Origin of the sequence: Rhodopirellula sp. P2, from assembly GCF_028768465.1 — a bacterium.
Taxonomy (GTDB): domain Bacteria; phylum Planctomycetota; class Planctomycetia; order Pirellulales; family Pirellulaceae; genus Rhodopirellula.
This window is the reverse complement of record NZ_CP118225.1, coordinates 4,965,151-4,982,630: the sequence shown is the minus strand read 5'-3', so window position 1 is coordinate 4,982,630 and position 17,480 is coordinate 4,965,151. Positions and strand designations below refer to the sequence as shown.

Here is a 17,480-nt window from a genome sequence, read left to right as displayed (position 1 = left end):
TTGCCGCGGGGGTCGAGTTTACTTGGGGTGCCTCGCAAAGCAACGAAAAACGCTGTTATGGCAGGGTTTATGTCGCTGCGTGACGGTCGTGACGGTCATCCGGTTTCAGTGACTTTCACCTGGCGTTGGATGCAAAATGAGACAGAAAAGTTCCCGAATGCTTTTGAGGCGTCTCCCAGCTCACTCCAGAGAGAAATTCGTGTCCGCTTGGAGCGGTTTTGAGGAATGGATGGCCCCGCTGAGGCTCGGTGAGGGTAAAATCCTCCCCAACAACCCTTCCCCTCTCGGAGAAACTCGGATGAAACACCTGATTGCGTTGGCCTTGATTGCTTGTTTGGCTGCTTCGGCGACGGCGGATGACAAACCCGAAGCAAAGAAAAAGCGAGCTGGAAACCGAGCTGCTGGCGCTTGGATGGCCCAGAACCTCAGCAAGACGCTTGAAACAGTCGAGTTGACTGACGAGCAAAAAGCGAAGTGGAACGAAGCCAAAACGAGCTTCGTCGCCCAAATGAAGGAATTGAAGGAGGAGGGGCTGACCCCCGAGTTGATGAAGAAACGCACCGAGGCTCAAAAAGCGGCGCGTGAGGCTGGCCTGAAGGGGAAAGAAATGGCCGCCAAGTTGAAGGAAGGCTTCAGCGAAGAAGAACAGACTTGGATCGCCAAGCAGCAGAAAGCGGCGAAAGCACTGCGAGTTGCAGTGGCGGGGATGCTAACCCCCGAGCAGATGGCCGCGTTGCCCGAACAAGCCCGCAAGCAAATGACCGCTGCCAAAGAAGCTCGCAACGGGAAGGGCAAAGGCAAAGGAAAGGGAAAAGGGAAGGGCAAGCAGAAAGAGGACGCATGAGCAGGGATGAGTTGCCCAGCTGAGATTTCCGAACGCGGGAACCGAACCGTCGGTTCCCGCGTTTTCAGGGTCACAGGGCCTCGGCACTCAGCGTTGCGGTTTGCTCATCAGCAACTTGTAGTGCCCGGTTCCGAGCAAGTCGTCCAGCCGCTCGCGGAGTTGAGGGGTGATGTCGACGCGGAATTTATCGGCCTTGAAGTGCACCGTCTCGCCTTCGCACAACTGCATCGCCAACAACAAATCCTTGTTGCCTGGGTAGCCGCGGACGATTTCGCGAACGTTGGAAACCGTTTTCTCATCGTGTTCGGCCTCGTCCAGACGAATGCGGATGCCATGCGTGTAGCGTGAATCCAGTTCGTCCAGCGGTGTCAATTCGTCGATGATCAGATTGATTTCATCGCCACCGCCGCGACGGTCGACCTTGGCCTTTGCCAGAACGACGGCATCGGGTTGGATGCGTTCGCCACACACGGCGAAACCTTTCGGCCAGCAGATGCAGCGTACGCTGCCGGCCATGTCTTCCAAGTCAAAGTTCGCGTACTTGCTGGGCGCCCCTGGCTTGGGGTTCTTCGTGTGAGCAATTTTGATGCTGCTGATCATTCCGCCCACGATGACTTCATCGCGGTCTTTGCAATCCGCCATGGATTCGGTGGTGTGGGTACGGAACGTCGCCAGCTTGTTTTCAAACTCGGCCAACGGGTGACTGTCCAAGTAGTAGCCCAGAACTTCTTTTTCAGCCAACAGTTTTTCGCGATCAGGCCATTCTTCGATGTCCGGCAACGGTGTTGCCGCACTGGAATCACCGTCGGAGTCCTCCTCTTCGTCTTCATCGAAGGCGTCGAAGAAGCTGGCTTGCCCGGTTTTTTTGTCGGCTTGTACTTTCGCACCGGCCTGCATGGCCCGTTCGAGCACGGAGGCCAATTGACTTCGTTTGGCACCGAAGCAATCAAAGGCACCGGCTTTGATCAACGTTTCGATCGCACTGCGATTGCAGTCGTGCGGGTCGACTCGTTCACAAAAATCAAAGATGTCTTTGTAGGGCCCGTTCTTTTTGCGTTCCTCTTCAATGCTGATCGCGGTGGAGCCACCACAGGCCTTGATCGCAGACAGAGCGAAGGGGATCTTGCCCTCAAACACTCCAAAGTCCGCGTCAGATAGATTGACATTGGGTGGCAACACCTCAATGCCCATCCGATCGCAGTCCTCCATGTGCTCGATCAGAGCATCTTTGCGTTTGAAGTTTCGGCCCGAGATGTCGCTGGACAACAACGCCGCCATGAACTCGACGGGGTAGTGGGCTTTCAAATACGCGGTTTGGTAGGCAATCAACGCGTACGCAGTGGAGTGCGACTTGTTGAACCCGTAGCCAGCGAACTTGACGATCAGATTCCAAATGTCTTCCGCGTCTTTTTCTGCCAACCCATTGCGGATCGAACCAGCGATGAAGACATCGTGGTTGGCATCGATCAAAGACTGCTTCTTTTTACTGATCGCCTTGATGCACGTGTACGCTTTGGCCAGCGGCACGTCCCCGAGGCGGTTGAGAATCCGCATCACCTGTTCTTGGTAGACCATGATCGAGTTGGTCTCTTCCAAGATCTCTTTCAAGACCGGGTGTTTGTACTCCGGTTGTTGCCGACCGTGTTTGATGTTGACGTAGTCGTCGACCATCCCGCCTTCCAGCGGACCGGGGCGATACAAGGCGGCGGTCGCGATGATGTCGTTGAACGTGTCGGGCTTCATTCGCTGAAGCAGATCGCGAATGCCGCCTGATTCGAGCTGGAAGACGCCCTTGGTTTCCCCGCGTTGCAGCAGGGCATAGGAGGGTTTGTCGTCCAATGGGAACTTCAAAGGGTCAATGGTTTTGCCGGTCGTTTGCTCGACCAACTTCACCGTTCGCGACATGATTGTCAGGTTGCGAAGCCCGAGGAAATCCATCTTGAGCAACCCGGATGCTTCAACATCCACCATCGCCCATTGGGTGATCACATCCTGCTTTCCAGGCACCCGCCCCAGCGGCACATACTCGGTCAGCGGTTGGTCGGCGATGACCACCGCCGCGGCGTGCGTGCCAACGTTGCGAGCCAGTCCCTCGATCTTCATCGCCAGGTCGAGCAACTCGCGGATCTCCGGGTCGCCGTCGTAGATCATCTTCAGGTCAGCGCTCTTGTCGAGCGACTTCGCGATGGTGATCTTCAGCTCGTCCGGGACCAACTCGGTGATTTGGTTGACGCGAGACAGCGGGATTCCAAGCGCACGCCCGGTGTCCTTGATGGCTGCCTTGGCTGCCAGCGTACCGAACGTTCCAATCTGGCAGACCATTTCGCTGCCGTAACGCTCTTTCACATAGTCAATGACTTCGAGTCGACGTTCCTTTTCGAAGTCGATGTCGATATCGGGTGGCTCGGTTCGAGATTCATCGAGGAATCTTTCGAACAACAAGTCATAACGCAGCGGACAAACGTGAGACATGTACAGCGCGTAGCACACGATCGCACCCACCCCGGAACCCCGAGCGGTCGCGCTGATGCCGACGTCGCGAGCGTGGTTGACGAAGTCCCACACGATCAAGAAGTACGTTGGGTAGTTGAGCTTTTCGATCACGCCCAATTCGCGATCGAGGCGGGCCATGACCTCGTCGGAAAGCTTGCCGTCGACGATGCGTTCGTCATCGCCCTCGTAACGTTCCATCAGTCCCTGTTCGCACAACTTCCGCAGGTAGTCCAGCGGCGTCAGTTCATCAGGGCAGGGGAAGCTGGGGAAAAAGTACTTGTTGAATTCGAGTTCAATGTCCACCGTGTCAGCGATCTGCTGGCTACGACCGACCGCGTCTTCCAGTCCCGGAAACTTCTCGTACATCTGTTGTGGACTGCGAAGAAAGAACTGGTCGTTCTCCATCTTCATTCGCGTGTTGTCCGTGCGGAATCGCCCGGTGTTGATGCACAACATGATGTCCTGGGCTTCCGCGTCTTCTTGATTGACGTAGTGGCAATCACTGGTCGCGACCAAAGGCAGACCCATCTTGTTGGCGATGTCCACCGCACCTTCGAGTTGGGTGCGCTGGATGTCGACATCATTGTTCATGATCTCGATGAAGTAACGATCGCCGAAGACTTTGTGAAACCAGCCCGCGATCTTCTTGGCTTCTTCTTCGTGTTCTTTGGTTTCGATTCCCTTCAGAATCGCGCGGCTGAATTCGCTGCTGACGCAACCGGACAAGCAAACGATGCCTTCGCTGTGCTTCTCGAGGATTTCTTTGTCGATTCGAGGCTTGAAGTAGAAGCCTTCTAGCGAAGCGGCCGAGGCGAGCTTGATCAGGTTTTTGAAACCGGTTCGGTTTTGTGCCAACAGAGTCAAGTGATAGCTGGCCGCTTTGCTGCTGCGGGCACCGCCTTTGTCAAACCGACTCCCCGGTGCGATGTAAGCTTCATAACCGATGATCGGATTGATGCCCGCGTCCTTCGCCTTGCGATAGAACTCAAGCGCCCCGTGCAAGTTGCCGTGGTCGGTCAACGCCAGCGCATTCATCCCGTGTTCAACGGCGCGGTTGACCAACTTGCCGATATCACCGGCCCCATCGAGCAAGCTGTAGTGGCTGTGGCAATGCAGGTGAACAAACGGTTTGGCGTCCGGCATTTCCGTCGCCGCTTCAATTTTCATTTCTGGGGCGATAATCGTATCCGACATTCAGCAAAATCCTTTTCGAGGGGGCGCGTCAGCCAACGTTTGTACCCGTTCAGGCACGAGAGAGAAACTCGCATTTTTCGATTGCCACGTTCGCCCAGTTTTGCAAGGCAATTCGCTGGCCCGGAGAGTTCGACGCCCCCCCCCCAATTTCCATCGACCCCGAGTTTGTTCCGGCTCAGGGCCTGATTCGGCCGGATCTCAACCCACCACGGCGACGGCAGGACACGGATGCCGCCGGGGCAGGGCAGGGCAGTCACCGCCGTGGCTTTCATTCTCTGCGGAAATGCTAAACTGATGCCATTCATTTTCTGCCTTCCCGAGACACGCCACGATGCCAATCATGTCGAATCTGACTATCGGACGGACTGCTTCGCGAACGTGGCGGGGCAGGGTGGCTGCAGGGGTGGCCCTGGGATGCTGGTTGACGGTTCTGGGGGCCATCCCGATTGGAGCCCGTGATTCAGGTTGCTCCGCTGCGGAACCTGCGTCGGTCGAGGAATCGACGGCCGATGACGCACGCCAGTTGAATCTGCCGGAGACACCGTTCAACTACAGCGACATCGATTGGCCAGAACATTTTCGGTCCGCGGTGGAACGCTTTGACAACACGCCGGCCGACAATCCGATGACGGATGACGGCGCGACGCTGGGGCGAGTCCTGTTTTACGACAAAACCCTGTCGGCCAATGCCACCGTCTCGTGCGCCTCGTGCCACAAACAAGAATTGTCCTTCACCGATGATGAACCACTGAGCGTTGGATTCGACGGCCAGAAAGTGCCTCGCAACTCGATGAGCCTCGTCAATGCTCGCTTCTATCAACGCGGACGATTCTTTTGGGATGAACGCGCCCGCACATTGGAACAACAGGTCTTGATGCCGATTGAGAACCCAATCGAAATGGGACATGACCTGGACCTGTTGATCCCACAGTTGGCAGGGGATCCGATCTACCCACCGCTGTTCGCCAAAGCGTTTGGATCACCGGAGGTCACCGTGGATCGGGTCGCCAAGGCTTTGGCCCAGTTCGTGCGTTCAATCGTCTCGTTTCAATCTCGCTATGACATCGGGGTTGCGCAAGCCGGATCCTACCGCCGACCGTTTCCAAATTTCACTGAGCAGGAAAACTTGGGCAAGCAGGTGTTCCTGTTCCGAGGGAACTGTGCCTCGTGTCACATGAGCAACGCGTTGCCGTTCAACCCGCACCGTCCAGACGAACCTTACGACTCCTCCAAACGACCGGCTCGCCAAGCGGCGTTCTTCACGATGACAACTCCCGCCGTCAACGGAGTGGACGCCGACACAGAAGACGTCGATTTGGGAGTCGCAGCGATCAGCAACGCCCCAATGGATCGCGGACGTTTCAAGTCGCCGTCTCTGAGGAACGTGGAGCTGACCGGACCGTTCATGCACGACGGGCGATTCCGCACGCTGGATGAGGTGGTCGAACACTACAACTGGAGCATCAAGCCGCACCCGAACCTGGACGGACGTCTGGATGACTTCGCCGCCAACGGGATGGCGCTGCCGGAAGTCCCCAAGGTCGCGCTGGTGGCGTTCTTGAAAACGCTGACTGACCGCACGATTTTGACCGAGGAGAAATGGAGCGATCCCTTTGTGCAGGCTTCTGGCAAGTAGCGGTCGTGCGGCTTTGAGACGCCGTTTTTTCGCGGGTTGTTGGTGATAGCAGGTTCTGCCCCCCCCGAGGCGTCCTCGGATCGACAACAAAACATGTTGCAAGGATTCCACTGGAGGTGGAGTTTTTACAACGTTGGCTCGGTGGTGGCGTCGGCAACTCGGCGTCTCTGTTTTTGTAAGTGCCTTGTTGAAGGTGACTTGCGGTGAAAGTCCTGCTGGCCGTGCCGTCCGCGGCGCAAAGTCTGCATTCCGTTTCCGGTTCGACCACGGATGTCTTTCGACTTGTTCCCCAGTGTTTCTGCATGCACGTTGTTCAGCTCACCGAACTTGCTTCCGTCCTGTCCTACCATGGGCCAGCGATGCTGTTGCAACGCAGTCCCATTTCACCTGAAGCGATCGCGGGGTACTGGACTGCCTCGCGAAACCGTTTGGATCTATGGCATCAAGTCATGGCGAGATTCAATCGTGTGAAAGCGACAGGCGACTTCTACCGCATGCGTTGCTGGTGGACCGAGCACATGGGCGTGTTGGAAGAGATCTTGGCCAGCGAAGCATTGACACGTGTGGTGGCAGCGATCGGGGACGGCATCGATCGCCGAAACGGCACCGATGAGTGTTCGCCGATCACGCAAGCCATTCATCTGTCGCATCTGGAAGCTCGCAACCGCGTTCAGTGGGCAATCCTGGATCGTCGTGGTTGCAGTGTCACCGACGCGGTGCGACTGAATCGTCTGCGGCGAGTGACGGAACGTTGGATCGATGTCCTGGTCGGCAGCATCGCTGCCCATGATTCGGAATTGACCCGCTATGGCATGGATCTCACACGGACCCAGTCACACGCCAATGCGGCTCGGGAATGCGGCACGGCACCCACCCATGAAACAGTCGCCTGGTTGACCCGAGCGGCGATGAAGGAAGGATTCCAGAAGCACGTGGCCGAGCAACCCTCGCTCCCGGCTGCGAATCAGGCGGTCGCGGACAGCGTGATGATGATGATGCGTGCCGATCTATTCGACAGTGTTGGTGTGTTGAAGTCGTTGTGGATGCACCGGATTGAAAGCAAAGTGGAGCAGACCGATCAGATGATCGCGGAGTTTTTGCGTCCCGATGTCAACGAATCCACGACGGTCAACGCGTATGAGCAAATGCACGCGACCGCGATGGCTCACTGGTTTCGCTAGTTCGACGGCGCGACGCTGGACAGCTAAGCAGGAACGATGGGGTTGAATCCCGTGAGCCGTTTGGGCGTTCGCCCCGGTTATGCGCGGGAACCGTGGCGAACGCCAAACGGCTCACATATCCGACGACGTCTGCGTGCCTGCTTACAACGGGGCTAGTGAGTCCAGCTGAGACTGCGAACTCAGAAGTCGTCGGCGTCCAGGACTTCTTTATTGTTGCGACTGCCGATGGCGTGTCGGACATCTTCGTTCAGCGAATCGGATGTGAATCGAACGGAGCCGTCGCACATCAACAAATGCAACCCGCCTGGATGGTAACTTCCAAGTGACATTTGCAAGTCATCTTTGGAGACGTCTCGCAAGTTGAACCCTTGGCGGAGTGAGCACAAGGCTTCTGAGAAATCCTGGCCGTTCAGGGCGTCGAAATCTTCGTGATAGAGCATGAAGTGGTCGCAGACTCCGCACTCGTGATGATCGATGTATCTCGTTTCGCCAACCATCAGGGTGTTGCTGAGTCCATCCAGAATGCCGGCAAAGTTGATCGGCTTCTGATCGGGGCGGTTGTCGCAAACATCTCCGGCCGACGTGATGTGGCAGAAATCAGTGGCCCGGAACACGCCGTTGCCACGATCGAAACCGGTGGTTCCGAAGATCGAATGATTGTTCCAGTTCACATCGCTGCCCCCGTTGCCAAGGTAGGTGTTGCGAACCCGACCGTCGATCTTGTCGGTCGGTTGACTCAGTGCTGTGGGTCCAAGCTGAGACGGGCAACGAAACACCATCACGGGCGCCGTCGCGAGTTGCCTGAACCGGACACTTTCGGGCAATCCACCCGTGGCACCCCCGCGTTCGCCATAGGGAACAATTTCGGCGAGCTGAGTTTGTTCGAGAAATGCGAGGATGTCAGTGGTCCAGCTTGGCCCCCAACCGCCTTTGGCACCCCAGGGCAAGGTTCGATAGACCGATTCGTAATTGTGAAGCGCCAGCCCAATGTTTTTGAGGTTGTTGCTGCACTGAACCTTGCGTGCCGCTTCACGGGCGGCCTGCACAGCGGGCAAAAGCAGCCCGACCAAGATGGCGATGATCGCGATCACGACCAGCAGTTCCACCAGCGTGAATGCCTCACGAATGGGGCGATTCCAGCTCAGATTGCGTCCACGGTCTGTGCGCAGACACAATTTTCCCCCATGGAGGCGGCGGGCGAGGATTGGGGCAGGGCAGGGCATGCGGCCATTTTCACTCAAACCCCTCGCTGGGAAAAGGATGAATTATCAAAAAAAGGCGGCGTGTTGGTTTCCCATCACGCCGCCTTTGGATTGATTATCAGACGTTCCCGCCAATTCGACTGCTGCTTGCGTCCCGTTCCTTCGGTCTCGGAATCACCCTGGAGTGACCAAAGGGCGAGTCGCAATGCGAACAGTCAGGGTCACATCAACGCAGTGGCAAGGAGAACTCGTTGCCACCGGGGCCGCTGCGGCGGCTGATCCGCTCGTTGCGAGCGTTCATGTAGTGCGTCGCCTCTTCGGCAACCAAAATGGTGTCGCCGCTGCGGACTTCGGTGCGGAAGCGATGGTGCCCGCCCTCGGCTGCCTTGGCAACGATTTTCATGCGAACTTCTTCGCCCGCGTCGATCCGAGCGATGGGATTGATCAGCACCTGACCGGTGATGACCTTTCCATCGTTGCCCAGCAACTGCTGAGGTTCGATGCCGTGGCTGAACTGAGCGATCGCACGCACGTCGGTGGCCGGTTTGCTGCCACGGTTGCGAATCACAATTTGATAGGTGACGTCTTGCCCAACCGGAGCGGGTGCGGACGGGTCTTCGATCGACAGAACCAAGTCAGCGATGGCTTCCACGTTGGTCGTCAAGGCGACGCCGGTTTGCCCCGCCGCACTGCCTTTGCACTTGAACGTGAATTCATGTTGCCCGGTGGCGTCGAGACGGCACTGGAACTGATAGTTGCGACGAGCACCTGGGGTCAACGAGGCGATTTTCCAGCGCAGTTGGTTGTCGATCAACGACGCGCCTTCCATGCCACCGATGTAGGTGACGCCCATTGGCAAGGTGAGAGTTGCCAAGACATCGTCACTGGCGGTGGTGCCATGGTTGGTCAGTTCCAATTGGTACATCGCATCCGTGTTTTGATACTTGAGTTCCGGACCCGTCAAAACGGCTTCCAGATCAGCCGCCAAAACGCGAACGTTTTTGTCAGCTTCGGCCTTCAATTCCAGATCTCCGCTGGCCAACCCGTGAATCTTCAGGTCCCCCAAATCTTGCGCGGTCAACTCAACTTCGAATTGAGCTTCTTTGCCCGATGGGATGTCGCCGATGCGTTGGCTTTGCGGCGTGCTGGATTCAGGTGACAATGTGAACACAACGTTGGGTGCCACTCCGTCGCCGGGATTCAACACTCGGATGGTGTAAGTCTTCGATTGGCCATAGATGACTTCATCGGGACCATCGATGGTGAGCGCGAGTTCTGGTTCTTGGACTTCGACCTGCATGCGTTCCTGTTGTGGAGCAATGGTCCAGTCGACGTTCAGGTCGTGGGTCCCGCTGCGAGCGGCTTTCAGGCGAACAAGCATGCGTTCGGACTGGCCGGCTGCCAGGTGTTCGATTCGCCAGTTCAGCTGACGAACACTGTTTTCAGTCGATCCTGCCACGTCGCCACGACTGGCTTGTTGGCCCACCACATCGGCCCAATCCGGGATGTAGGCGCGAATGACCAGACCTTCGGCGTCAACGTTGCCACGATTCTCGACACGAATTTCGTAGGGATGCGTTTGGCGGATCATGACCTTCTTAGGGCCGGCCGTGATGACCCGGATTCCGGGCAGCTCACTGGACGTCGACGACGCTGGCACGGCCTTGGCCGACTGGACAGCCGGAGCCGGCGTTGTTCCACGCATCGTGTTGGGGTAATCGGGGTGGTTCGGGCCAGCGTTGGCGGCTGGGCCGGAAATCGATCGTGCCGGCACCGACGATTGAGCCTGGAACGGATCACGCGGTTGGAACTGATCGTGGGAAACACCGTTGGAGTTGTGCCATGCCGACTGTGGTTGACCCAAGGCGGATTCAGCCGTTTGATCTGCGGCACCGACAGGCAAGCGATCGCTGATGGGACGCAACGCAATGTCGGTTGCTCCGCTGGCGGAAAGCGAGCCAGATGGTCGGGTGTCAGCTCGGCCACCACCAAAGGTTTGCATCTTGGTGGGTGCTTCGCTGGGGACTGCCACTGGCTGGCGTGGAGGCTCTGGACGCGAGTTGGCAGCCACGAAGGAATCGTTGGGTTGCGTTGCTGCAGGTGCCTGACGAGCTTCTCCCAGCGTGATCGATGACGACGCCGTCTTGGCAGGTGTCGCGATCGGTGCAGGCACGGCCGGCGCGGGAGCTTGGATCGGTGCCAGAGCGACGCTCTGGGGTGGGACCAGTTGGCTGATCCGTTGCGGAGCCGGTGCCGGGGTTGTCACCGGTTGGCTTTGAGCAATGGTTTCAGGTGGTTTGGCCGCTGCGGGTGCTTGGACGGGTTTTGCCGGTGCGACAGGTGCCGGCTTGGCAACCGGTGCTGTTTGGGCGATCGCCGCCGGGGCCGGAGCAGGAGCCGGTTTTGAGGCCACCTTGGGTGCTTCCTTCTCAACCGGTGCCGCCGGCTTGGCGACTGGTTTTGGCTGGGGCTTGGGTTCTGCCTTGGCGACATCGACCGAAGGGGTTTTGGTCGGAACGGGTTTCGGTTCCGTCTTGGCAACGACGGCCGGTTGGCGACGTCGTGACGATTCGGTGGAAGACAATTCTTCCATCGTGGGTTCTGTTTCAACCTTCAGGATTCGGCGTGAAACCTTCGGGATGATTTCGACCGGTTCGGTTCTGACAGGTGAAATCGCAATGGGCGTGCTGCGGACGACTGGGACGGGAGTCGATTTGCTTTCCACGCGAATCGGTGTCGAGGGAGCGGTACGCGTGATCGAGGTTTCCATCTTGGGTGGCTGCGGCACCCGCGAGGTTGGTTGCGAACTCGGCTGCTGAGCCACACGCGAAGTCGCGTTGGGGTCACGCAAAGGTGCCGGTCCACTGCTGTTGCTTGGAGCGGTGCTGGTGGCCTGACTGCGGTGCGTCGGAATGCCGCTCCAATCAACGTTGCGGTCATTGTTGACCGGGGTCGCGGTGCGACCGCTGTTGCTGGAACTGGAGGACGACGAGCCGCTGCCGCCGAACAGATTGCCAAGCAATCCGTTGCTGGACGAACGCGTGGACGTCTGAGATCCAGAGCCAAAGGCACTGAACAGACCGCCACGGGATGTCCCGCGTCCGCTGAGCTGTTTCCCGACAACCTGTTGGATCTCAGAGTTCTCGGTGGTTTCTTGGGCTGCGACGCGATTTGCCTCCGAGGAGGTCCATGGCGTCGGGCCGACGTTGAAGGACGCCGCGAACATCGCTGCGGCCATGATGACCGGCAAGCGACGGCGTGGTGACGCCAATTGCGTGATGAGTTGACAAAGACCGCGCGACATTTTTGTACTCGTCTCGTGACACGAAAGGGTGATTCGATCGTGGTATCGGCTGTTTGGGTATTCCGTGCTGAATGAATTTGAACGACGATGACGGTTTGGACGAAAATTCGGCCTGTGTCATTTATGACGACGGGCGGTTTGATCCCCCCAAAGAAGCACCGGTCGCGATCGGTGTTTCGAGCTTTGCCACCCTTTCGAGCGATGGAGTTTCATGTCTCGACGCGAAAAAATTGAAGCCATGTTGGCGGACGATCCCACCGACACGTTCTTGCGATATTCCTTGGCGATGGAACATCGATCCGAAGGCGAGCATGAAACGAGTTTGGTGAAACTGCGAGAGTTGTTCACCGACACCCCGCCTTACGTTCCCGCGTTTTTCATGGCCGCGCAGCAGTTGGTTGATCTCGGACGGGTCGACGAGGCTCGCGCGATTCTGCGTGACGGAATCGAACAGGCGCGAGCGCAAAACGATTCTCACGCCGCCGCCGAGATGAGCGAATTGCTCTCCTCGATTGGAATGCTGGGCGAAGACGACGACCTTTGAGATCGTGTGTTTCCTCCGGCGGGAAGAGGTCGTGAGGCTTTTGCTCGTTCCCAGGCAGAGCCTGGGAACGCAATGCACGGCAGGCTCCGCCTGCTGAGACAGAATCCGGAGGCGGAGCCTCCAAGACAGTGTGTTCCCAGGCAGAGCCTGGGAACAAGTGTCGTGCTGGCAATGCCCTGAAGAACCCCGCCCGCGAGACGCGGGAGGGGGCGGAAAGCGAGCGTTCAGCGAGATTTCCGGGGGAAGGCAATCCGCGCCGCCTCCCCATGCCCAGCTCTCACCCTCGCGTGCGCCTGTATGGCATCGCTGGACCTCCCCCAAAACTTCGTTTCGGGAGAGGTGCACCGGGTGGAAAACCGCTGACGAACGGCATCCCGTCGCAGCATGGCCTCTGGGGGAGAACGGACTTGGAAGTCCGCCCTGCGGTCACCCAACCCAAGCATTCGCCGTGGTCACGAACGACCGCCGCGGCGAGATGCTTTGCCGCGGCCTTTCTTCACGCCGCCAGGTCTTGTGCTGGGTTTCTTGCCAGCGGTTCGTTTGCGGATGATGTCCGGGTTGGATCCGCGTTCGGCTTTGGCGCGGGACGCTTTGGGTGGATCGGCACCGATGATGGTGCCGGTCGAACCGCCACTCGAGGTCGTTGGCTTTTTGACTGCCTTGGAGGTCCTCGGGGCGGTCGCTTTGACCCGCGTGTCGGTTGAGCGACTCTTTTTGACGGCCTTTCGGACGCCCTTGGTTGCGGGGCGAGCCCCGGTTCCTTGGGACGCGACATTGCGGTTGGCACCACCGGGGCGTCGTTTGATCGACTGCTTCGAATTGGGGCGGACTGGTGGGGCCGCTTGTTCCGCCTTTTCGGCCGCGTCGATGCTGCGACGCAACTTGTCGACTTCGTCTCGTGTGAGTTTGCGATAGGCACCACGAGGCACGTCGCCCAATTTCAAAGGGCCGATTGCGACACGTCGGAGTTGTTGAACCTTGTGGCCGAGTCGAGCCAGAATCCGACGGATTTCGCGGTTCTTGCCTTCTTTCAGCCGAATTTCCATCTCGGTGGCTTTGGAGCGAGCCTTGATGATCTTGGCACCGTCGACTTGGACAAAGCCTTCGGCAATGTACATGCCTTCCCGCATCTTCTTCATCGTTTCACCGCGGACCTCGCCCGCAACGATGACCCGGTAGACCTTTTGAATCCCAAATTTGGGGTGAGCGAGTTTTTGGGCCAAGTCACCATCGTTGGTCAGCAAGATCAGGCCTTCACTGGACAAATCCAGGCGGCCGACGGGGAAGACGCGTTCGGTCGGCGGCACCAAGTCGATCACCCGAGGGCGACCGCGGGGGTCTCGGTTGGTGGTCACAATGCCAACGGGTTTGTTGACGACGTAATACACCAGCTTTTGGGGACGCAGGTAGTTCCCATCGACACGTACTTTTTGGACGTTCGGGTCGACGGTGGTTCCCAATTCCGTGATCGTTTCGTCGTCCACATCCACGCGTCCTTCACGAATCAATTCTTCGCATTGCCTCCGGCTGCCAAAGCCAGCGGACGCGAGCAATTGGTTGATTCGTTTTGCCGAGGACGTCGACTGGTCTTTGGAAGAAGACGAGGGACGTTTGGATTTGGAGGACGAGGGTTGGCGTGGCATGAGAGGGCGAGCAAAAGAAAAGGTAGGGCTGGCAGGACTTGAACCCGCGACCTAGGAATTATGAGTTCCCAGCTCTAACCAACTGAGCTACAGCCCCGAAATGCGAGATTCGCAGGGGCAAATGATAGCTGCCCACCCGGGTTTATGACAGTGATGAAGTTCCGAGTCGGGGATGAAGTCGAGGTGTTCCCCGCGGCCAGCGACCTCCATTTCCTGCCCCGATTGGGCTTTCAGATCCGAAACCGTCGGTTCAGGCTTGCTCGCTCGCCGAAGCCAGTTCGGCAGATTGCAGCTGGGGACAGACCCGATGCAGCACGTCGGCGAGCAATTCGATGTCGTGGTCTCGGTGGGCGGAGGTGATCGAAACTCGCAAACGTGATTGTCCTGCCGGGACCGTGGGGGGCCGGATGGCGGGGACAAAGAACCCGTTTTCACGCATCGCTTCGCTGCACCGGATGGTTTCGGCTTCGTCGCCGATGACCAAGGGGATGATCGGAATTCCCGCTTCGACACCACTGGTCTCTCGATTCATGCGGCGGCGAAACAGTCGCGACATGTGGGCGAGCCGGTCGCGACGATCTTGCCACAGCGGCAACCGCTGAATCACGCGATGAGCGCCTTCGGCGACGACCGGCGACAACGCGGTGCTGAAGATCAACGATCGACAGGCGTTGACCAACAAGTCAATCACGACTTGGGGGCCCGCGACAAACCCACCTTGGTGGCCGACCGCTTTGCTGAGCGTTCCAATTCGAACACTCACGCGGTCGGAAACACTAAACGCGTCGCAGAGACCGCCGCCGCGTGATCCCAGCACGCCGGTCCCATGAGCTTCGTCGACAATCAAGTGAGCACCAAAACGCTCCGCCAAATCCACCAGCTGCGGCAACGGTGCCACGTCCCCATCCATGCTGAAGACACCATCGGTGACGATCCAGATCAAACCGCCTTTGCCGGCGCGATCGCTCAACACGTGTTCGACAAAGTCTAAGTCACGGTGGGGATAGATCACCCGCTCGGCCTTGGACAGACGACAGCCATCGATCAAGGAGGCATGATTGAGTTCATCGCTGAGAATCAAGTCGCCTTCGCTTGGCAAGGTTGCCAAGGTTCCCGAGCAGGCCGCGTAGCCGGAGGGGAACACCACCGCCGATTCGGTTTGTTCGAGTTCAGCGATGCTGCGAGAGAGCGCTTCGTGCCGTGGTGTCCAGCCACAAACCAACGCGCTGGCGGAAGCACCGTGGGTTGCATAAGCGGCTTGCAAATCGCAGCCACGTGTTTCGTCGGCAATGACACCGAGGTAATCGTTGCCGCCAAAGTTCATCAGCCGACGTCCATCCGCTTCGACGACGTGAACGCCTTCGACCTTTCGGCTGTGCAGCTTACGCGTGCGACCCTCTTGGGCGAAGGATTTCAAACGATCGTGAAGCGGTTGAAGTGACATCGGTGGATTCCTGTCGGAAGATACGTCCTATTGCGCCAACAGATATTGGAGCAGATTGAAGACGTACTTTTCAGCTCGCACTGGCGGATCGTTGCCTTTTGTGGGCAGATTTTTTAGCAGCGGCTGAACGTTCCAGTCGAGGGCTTGGCGGTGGTTGTCGATCAGGTTGAGCGCCGTCATCGCGACAAAGTGCCCTTCCTGGTTGACGTCGGCAAGCTGAATCAAGATCTGCTTCGCCTGCGTTCGTTGCGAATCGCTTCCGGCAACCAACAACCCTTCGCTAGCGGCTGCTCGAACGATGGGCGATTCGTCCTTCCGCGCGATCGGCTCGAGCGACTCCAACGCGACGGCCAGTTTGTCCGCGTCAAGCTTTTGATTCGGTGAGAGGATCGCAAGCGTCAATCCGCGAACACCCCAGTAACGATCCAAACTGGACTTGCTGGCGCAGAGCGTTTGCAGTTCTTGCAGCTTCGCAGTGTCCAGGTCGTTCCAGGACGTGGTCGTGTCCCAGGCGATCTCGACCAGGTGGTTCCAATCCAAACCGCTGGATCGAGCCCACTGAAAAGGTGGTTGTTTGCCGGCCATGCGATGCATTTCTGCTTCTGGGATCACACCCAAGTCCGTTGTGGTTTTCATCCATTGGCGAACGGCACCCCGCATGGTGTCCAGCTGTTGGGCATGCGCCGGGTCGGAGACCAAGTTGTTGATCTCGTCTGGGTCCGCTTCCAAGTCGAACAGTTCTTCCAACGGTTTGACCTGCCAAACTTTGGATTGAATTTCGTTCAGTTCCCCGTCATCGAACATCTTCTTCCAAACCAAGGTCGTCGGCGTTTGGAACATGTAATCGATGTAAGCGAAGTAAATTCGCTCCGGATGAAAGTGGCGGATGTAGACATAGCGGCCATCGGTGCAACTGCGGACCATGTCGACTCGTTCGTCCATCCGGCCGCGATAGCCAAACAGGTATTCTTTCGATTCACCATTCAGCGGGCCAGCAAAGGGAACACCTTGCATCGTGGTCGGCAGCTTCGCACCGGCCAAGCTGATTGCGGTGGGGCCCATGTCAACGAAGCTCACCAACCGGTCGGTGATTCCACCAGCCTGGTAGTCGGCGGGCGCGAGCTGCTTGTACTTCTCGGGGACATGCAACAGGAATGGCACGTGCAAACCCGAGTTGTACGGCCAACGCTTGCTGCGTGGCATGCCGCTGCCGTGGTCGCCGTAATAGAAGACGATTGTCGAATCGGACAAACCATCTTCCTCGAGGTGCCGGAGGATCTTGCCGCACTGCGCGTCCATCTCGGTCAGACGATCGTAGTACTGGGCCCAGTCACGACGGACTTTGGGAACGTTCGGTTGATACGCGGGCACAGGGGCTTGGTCGGGATCATGAACCAATTTGTGCTCGTTGCGGATCTTGCTCTCGTGGCTGATCGTGAAATTGAAGACCGCGAAAAACGGTTGGTCTTTCTTCTCGCGGTTGCGGAAATGGGCTTTGCCACTGGACTCATTCCAGCTCTTGACCGCGGCCTGACCGGCGAAGTTGTAATCGGTCTTGGAGTTGTTGGTGCAGTAGTACCCAGCCTTCCGCAGGGCGGTGGGGTAGTACTCGAAATCCAGGGGCATGCGGACGCCGCTTCGCATGTGTTCGCCGCCCAGGCTGGTCGCGTACATGCCTGAGATCAACGTGGTGCGTGCTGGTGCACACACGGGGGCGTTGGACCAACATTTGGTGTAGCGAAGCGAGTGAGTTGCCAGCTTGTCCAGGTTCGGCGTGTCGGCATAGTCGTCACCGTAGCAGCCCAGCTGCGGCCCGTTGTCTTCACTGGTCAGCCACAGGATGTTCGGCGGAGGCAACGTGTCAGAATCGGCGGCGGAGACGCCCGCCAGCAACGCAGGGGAGAGGAACCAACAGCCGACCCAAGCGGCGGCAATCCAAGATTTCAGCATGAGGGGGATCTTTGAAGGAGGCGGGAGATTGTGGGGAAACAACCC

The 17,480-nt window shown here is 58.1% G+C and carries 10 protein-coding genes and 1 tRNA gene; 4 read left to right on the top strand and 7 right to left on the bottom strand.

Going from position 1 to position 17,480, the window contains the following annotated elements; all coding sequences use genetic code 11:
* Positions 1–298 precede the first annotated feature (298 nt).
* Positions 299–844 (top strand): hypothetical protein, encoded by a 546-nt coding sequence (locus PSR62_RS17670; RefSeq protein WP_274404321.1) that lies wholly within the window; start codon positions 299–301, stop codon positions 842–844.
* 87 nt (positions 845–931) lie between these two features.
* On the opposite strand, the gene dnaE is transcribed toward PSR62_RS17670, so the two are convergent.
* On the bottom strand, positions 932–4,531 hold the full coding sequence (gene dnaE / locus PSR62_RS17665; RefSeq protein ID WP_274404320.1) for a DNA polymerase III subunit alpha: 3,600 nt from the start codon (positions 4,529–4,531) through the stop codon (positions 932–934).
* Positions 4,532–4,871: 340 nt separating this feature from the next.
* On the opposite strand from dnaE, the gene PSR62_RS17660 reads away from it, so the two are divergent.
* Entirely contained in the window at positions 4,872–6,167 is a 1,296-nt protein-coding gene (locus PSR62_RS17660; RefSeq protein ID WP_274404319.1) for a cytochrome-c peroxidase, read from the top strand.
* 203 nt (positions 6,168–6,370) lie between these two features.
* A complete protein-coding gene (locus PSR62_RS17655) occupies positions 6,371–7,348 on the top strand; it encodes a hypothetical protein (RefSeq protein WP_274404318.1) in 978 nt (325 codons plus the stop codon).
* Between the two features lie 179 nt (positions 7,349–7,527).
* Here the strand turns inward: PSR62_RS17655 and PSR62_RS17650 are convergent, their stop codons facing one another.
* On the bottom strand, positions 7,528–8,523 hold the full coding sequence (locus PSR62_RS17650; protein ID WP_274404317.1) for a DUF1559 family PulG-like putative transporter: 996 nt from the start codon (positions 8,521–8,523) through the stop codon (positions 7,528–7,530).
* 253 nt (positions 8,524–8,776) lie between these two features.
* A complete protein-coding gene (locus PSR62_RS17645; protein WP_274404316.1) occupies positions 8,777–11,854 on the bottom strand; it encodes a hypothetical protein in 3,078 nt (1,025 codons plus the stop codon).
* A 211-nt stretch (positions 11,855–12,065) separates the two neighbouring features.
* On the opposite strand from PSR62_RS17645, the gene PSR62_RS17640 reads away from it, so the two are divergent.
* Positions 12,066–12,398: a hypothetical protein gene (locus PSR62_RS17640; RefSeq protein ID WP_274404315.1), complete on the top strand. Its 333-nt coding sequence runs from the start codon at positions 12,066–12,068 to the stop codon at positions 12,396–12,398.
* Positions 12,399–12,850: 452 nt separating this feature from the next.
* Here PSR62_RS17640 and PSR62_RS17635 read toward each other — a convergent pair whose 3' ends face one another.
* The 4 genes from PSR62_RS17635 to PSR62_RS17620 all read right to left on the bottom strand — a co-directional run bounded on the left by PSR62_RS17635 (position 12,851) and on the right by PSR62_RS17620 (position 17,435).
* Complete coding sequence (locus PSR62_RS17635) at positions 12,851–14,041, bottom strand: pseudouridine synthase (protein WP_274404314.1); 1,191 nt, start codon at positions 14,039–14,041, stop codon at positions 12,851–12,853.
* 23 nt (positions 14,042–14,064) lie between these two features.
* Positions 14,065–14,138, bottom strand: a tRNA-Ile gene (locus tag PSR62_RS17630).
* Between the two features lie 153 nt (positions 14,139–14,291).
* On the bottom strand, positions 14,292–15,485 hold the full coding sequence (locus PSR62_RS17625; RefSeq protein WP_274404313.1) for an aminotransferase class I/II-fold pyridoxal phosphate-dependent enzyme: 1,194 nt from the start codon (positions 15,483–15,485) through the stop codon (positions 14,292–14,294).
* Between the two features lie 27 nt (positions 15,486–15,512).
* On the bottom strand, positions 15,513–17,435 hold the full coding sequence (locus PSR62_RS17620; RefSeq protein ID WP_274404312.1) for a sulfatase family protein: 1,923 nt from the start codon (positions 17,433–17,435) through the stop codon (positions 15,513–15,515).
* Between the last annotated feature and the right edge of the window lie 45 nt (positions 17,436–17,480).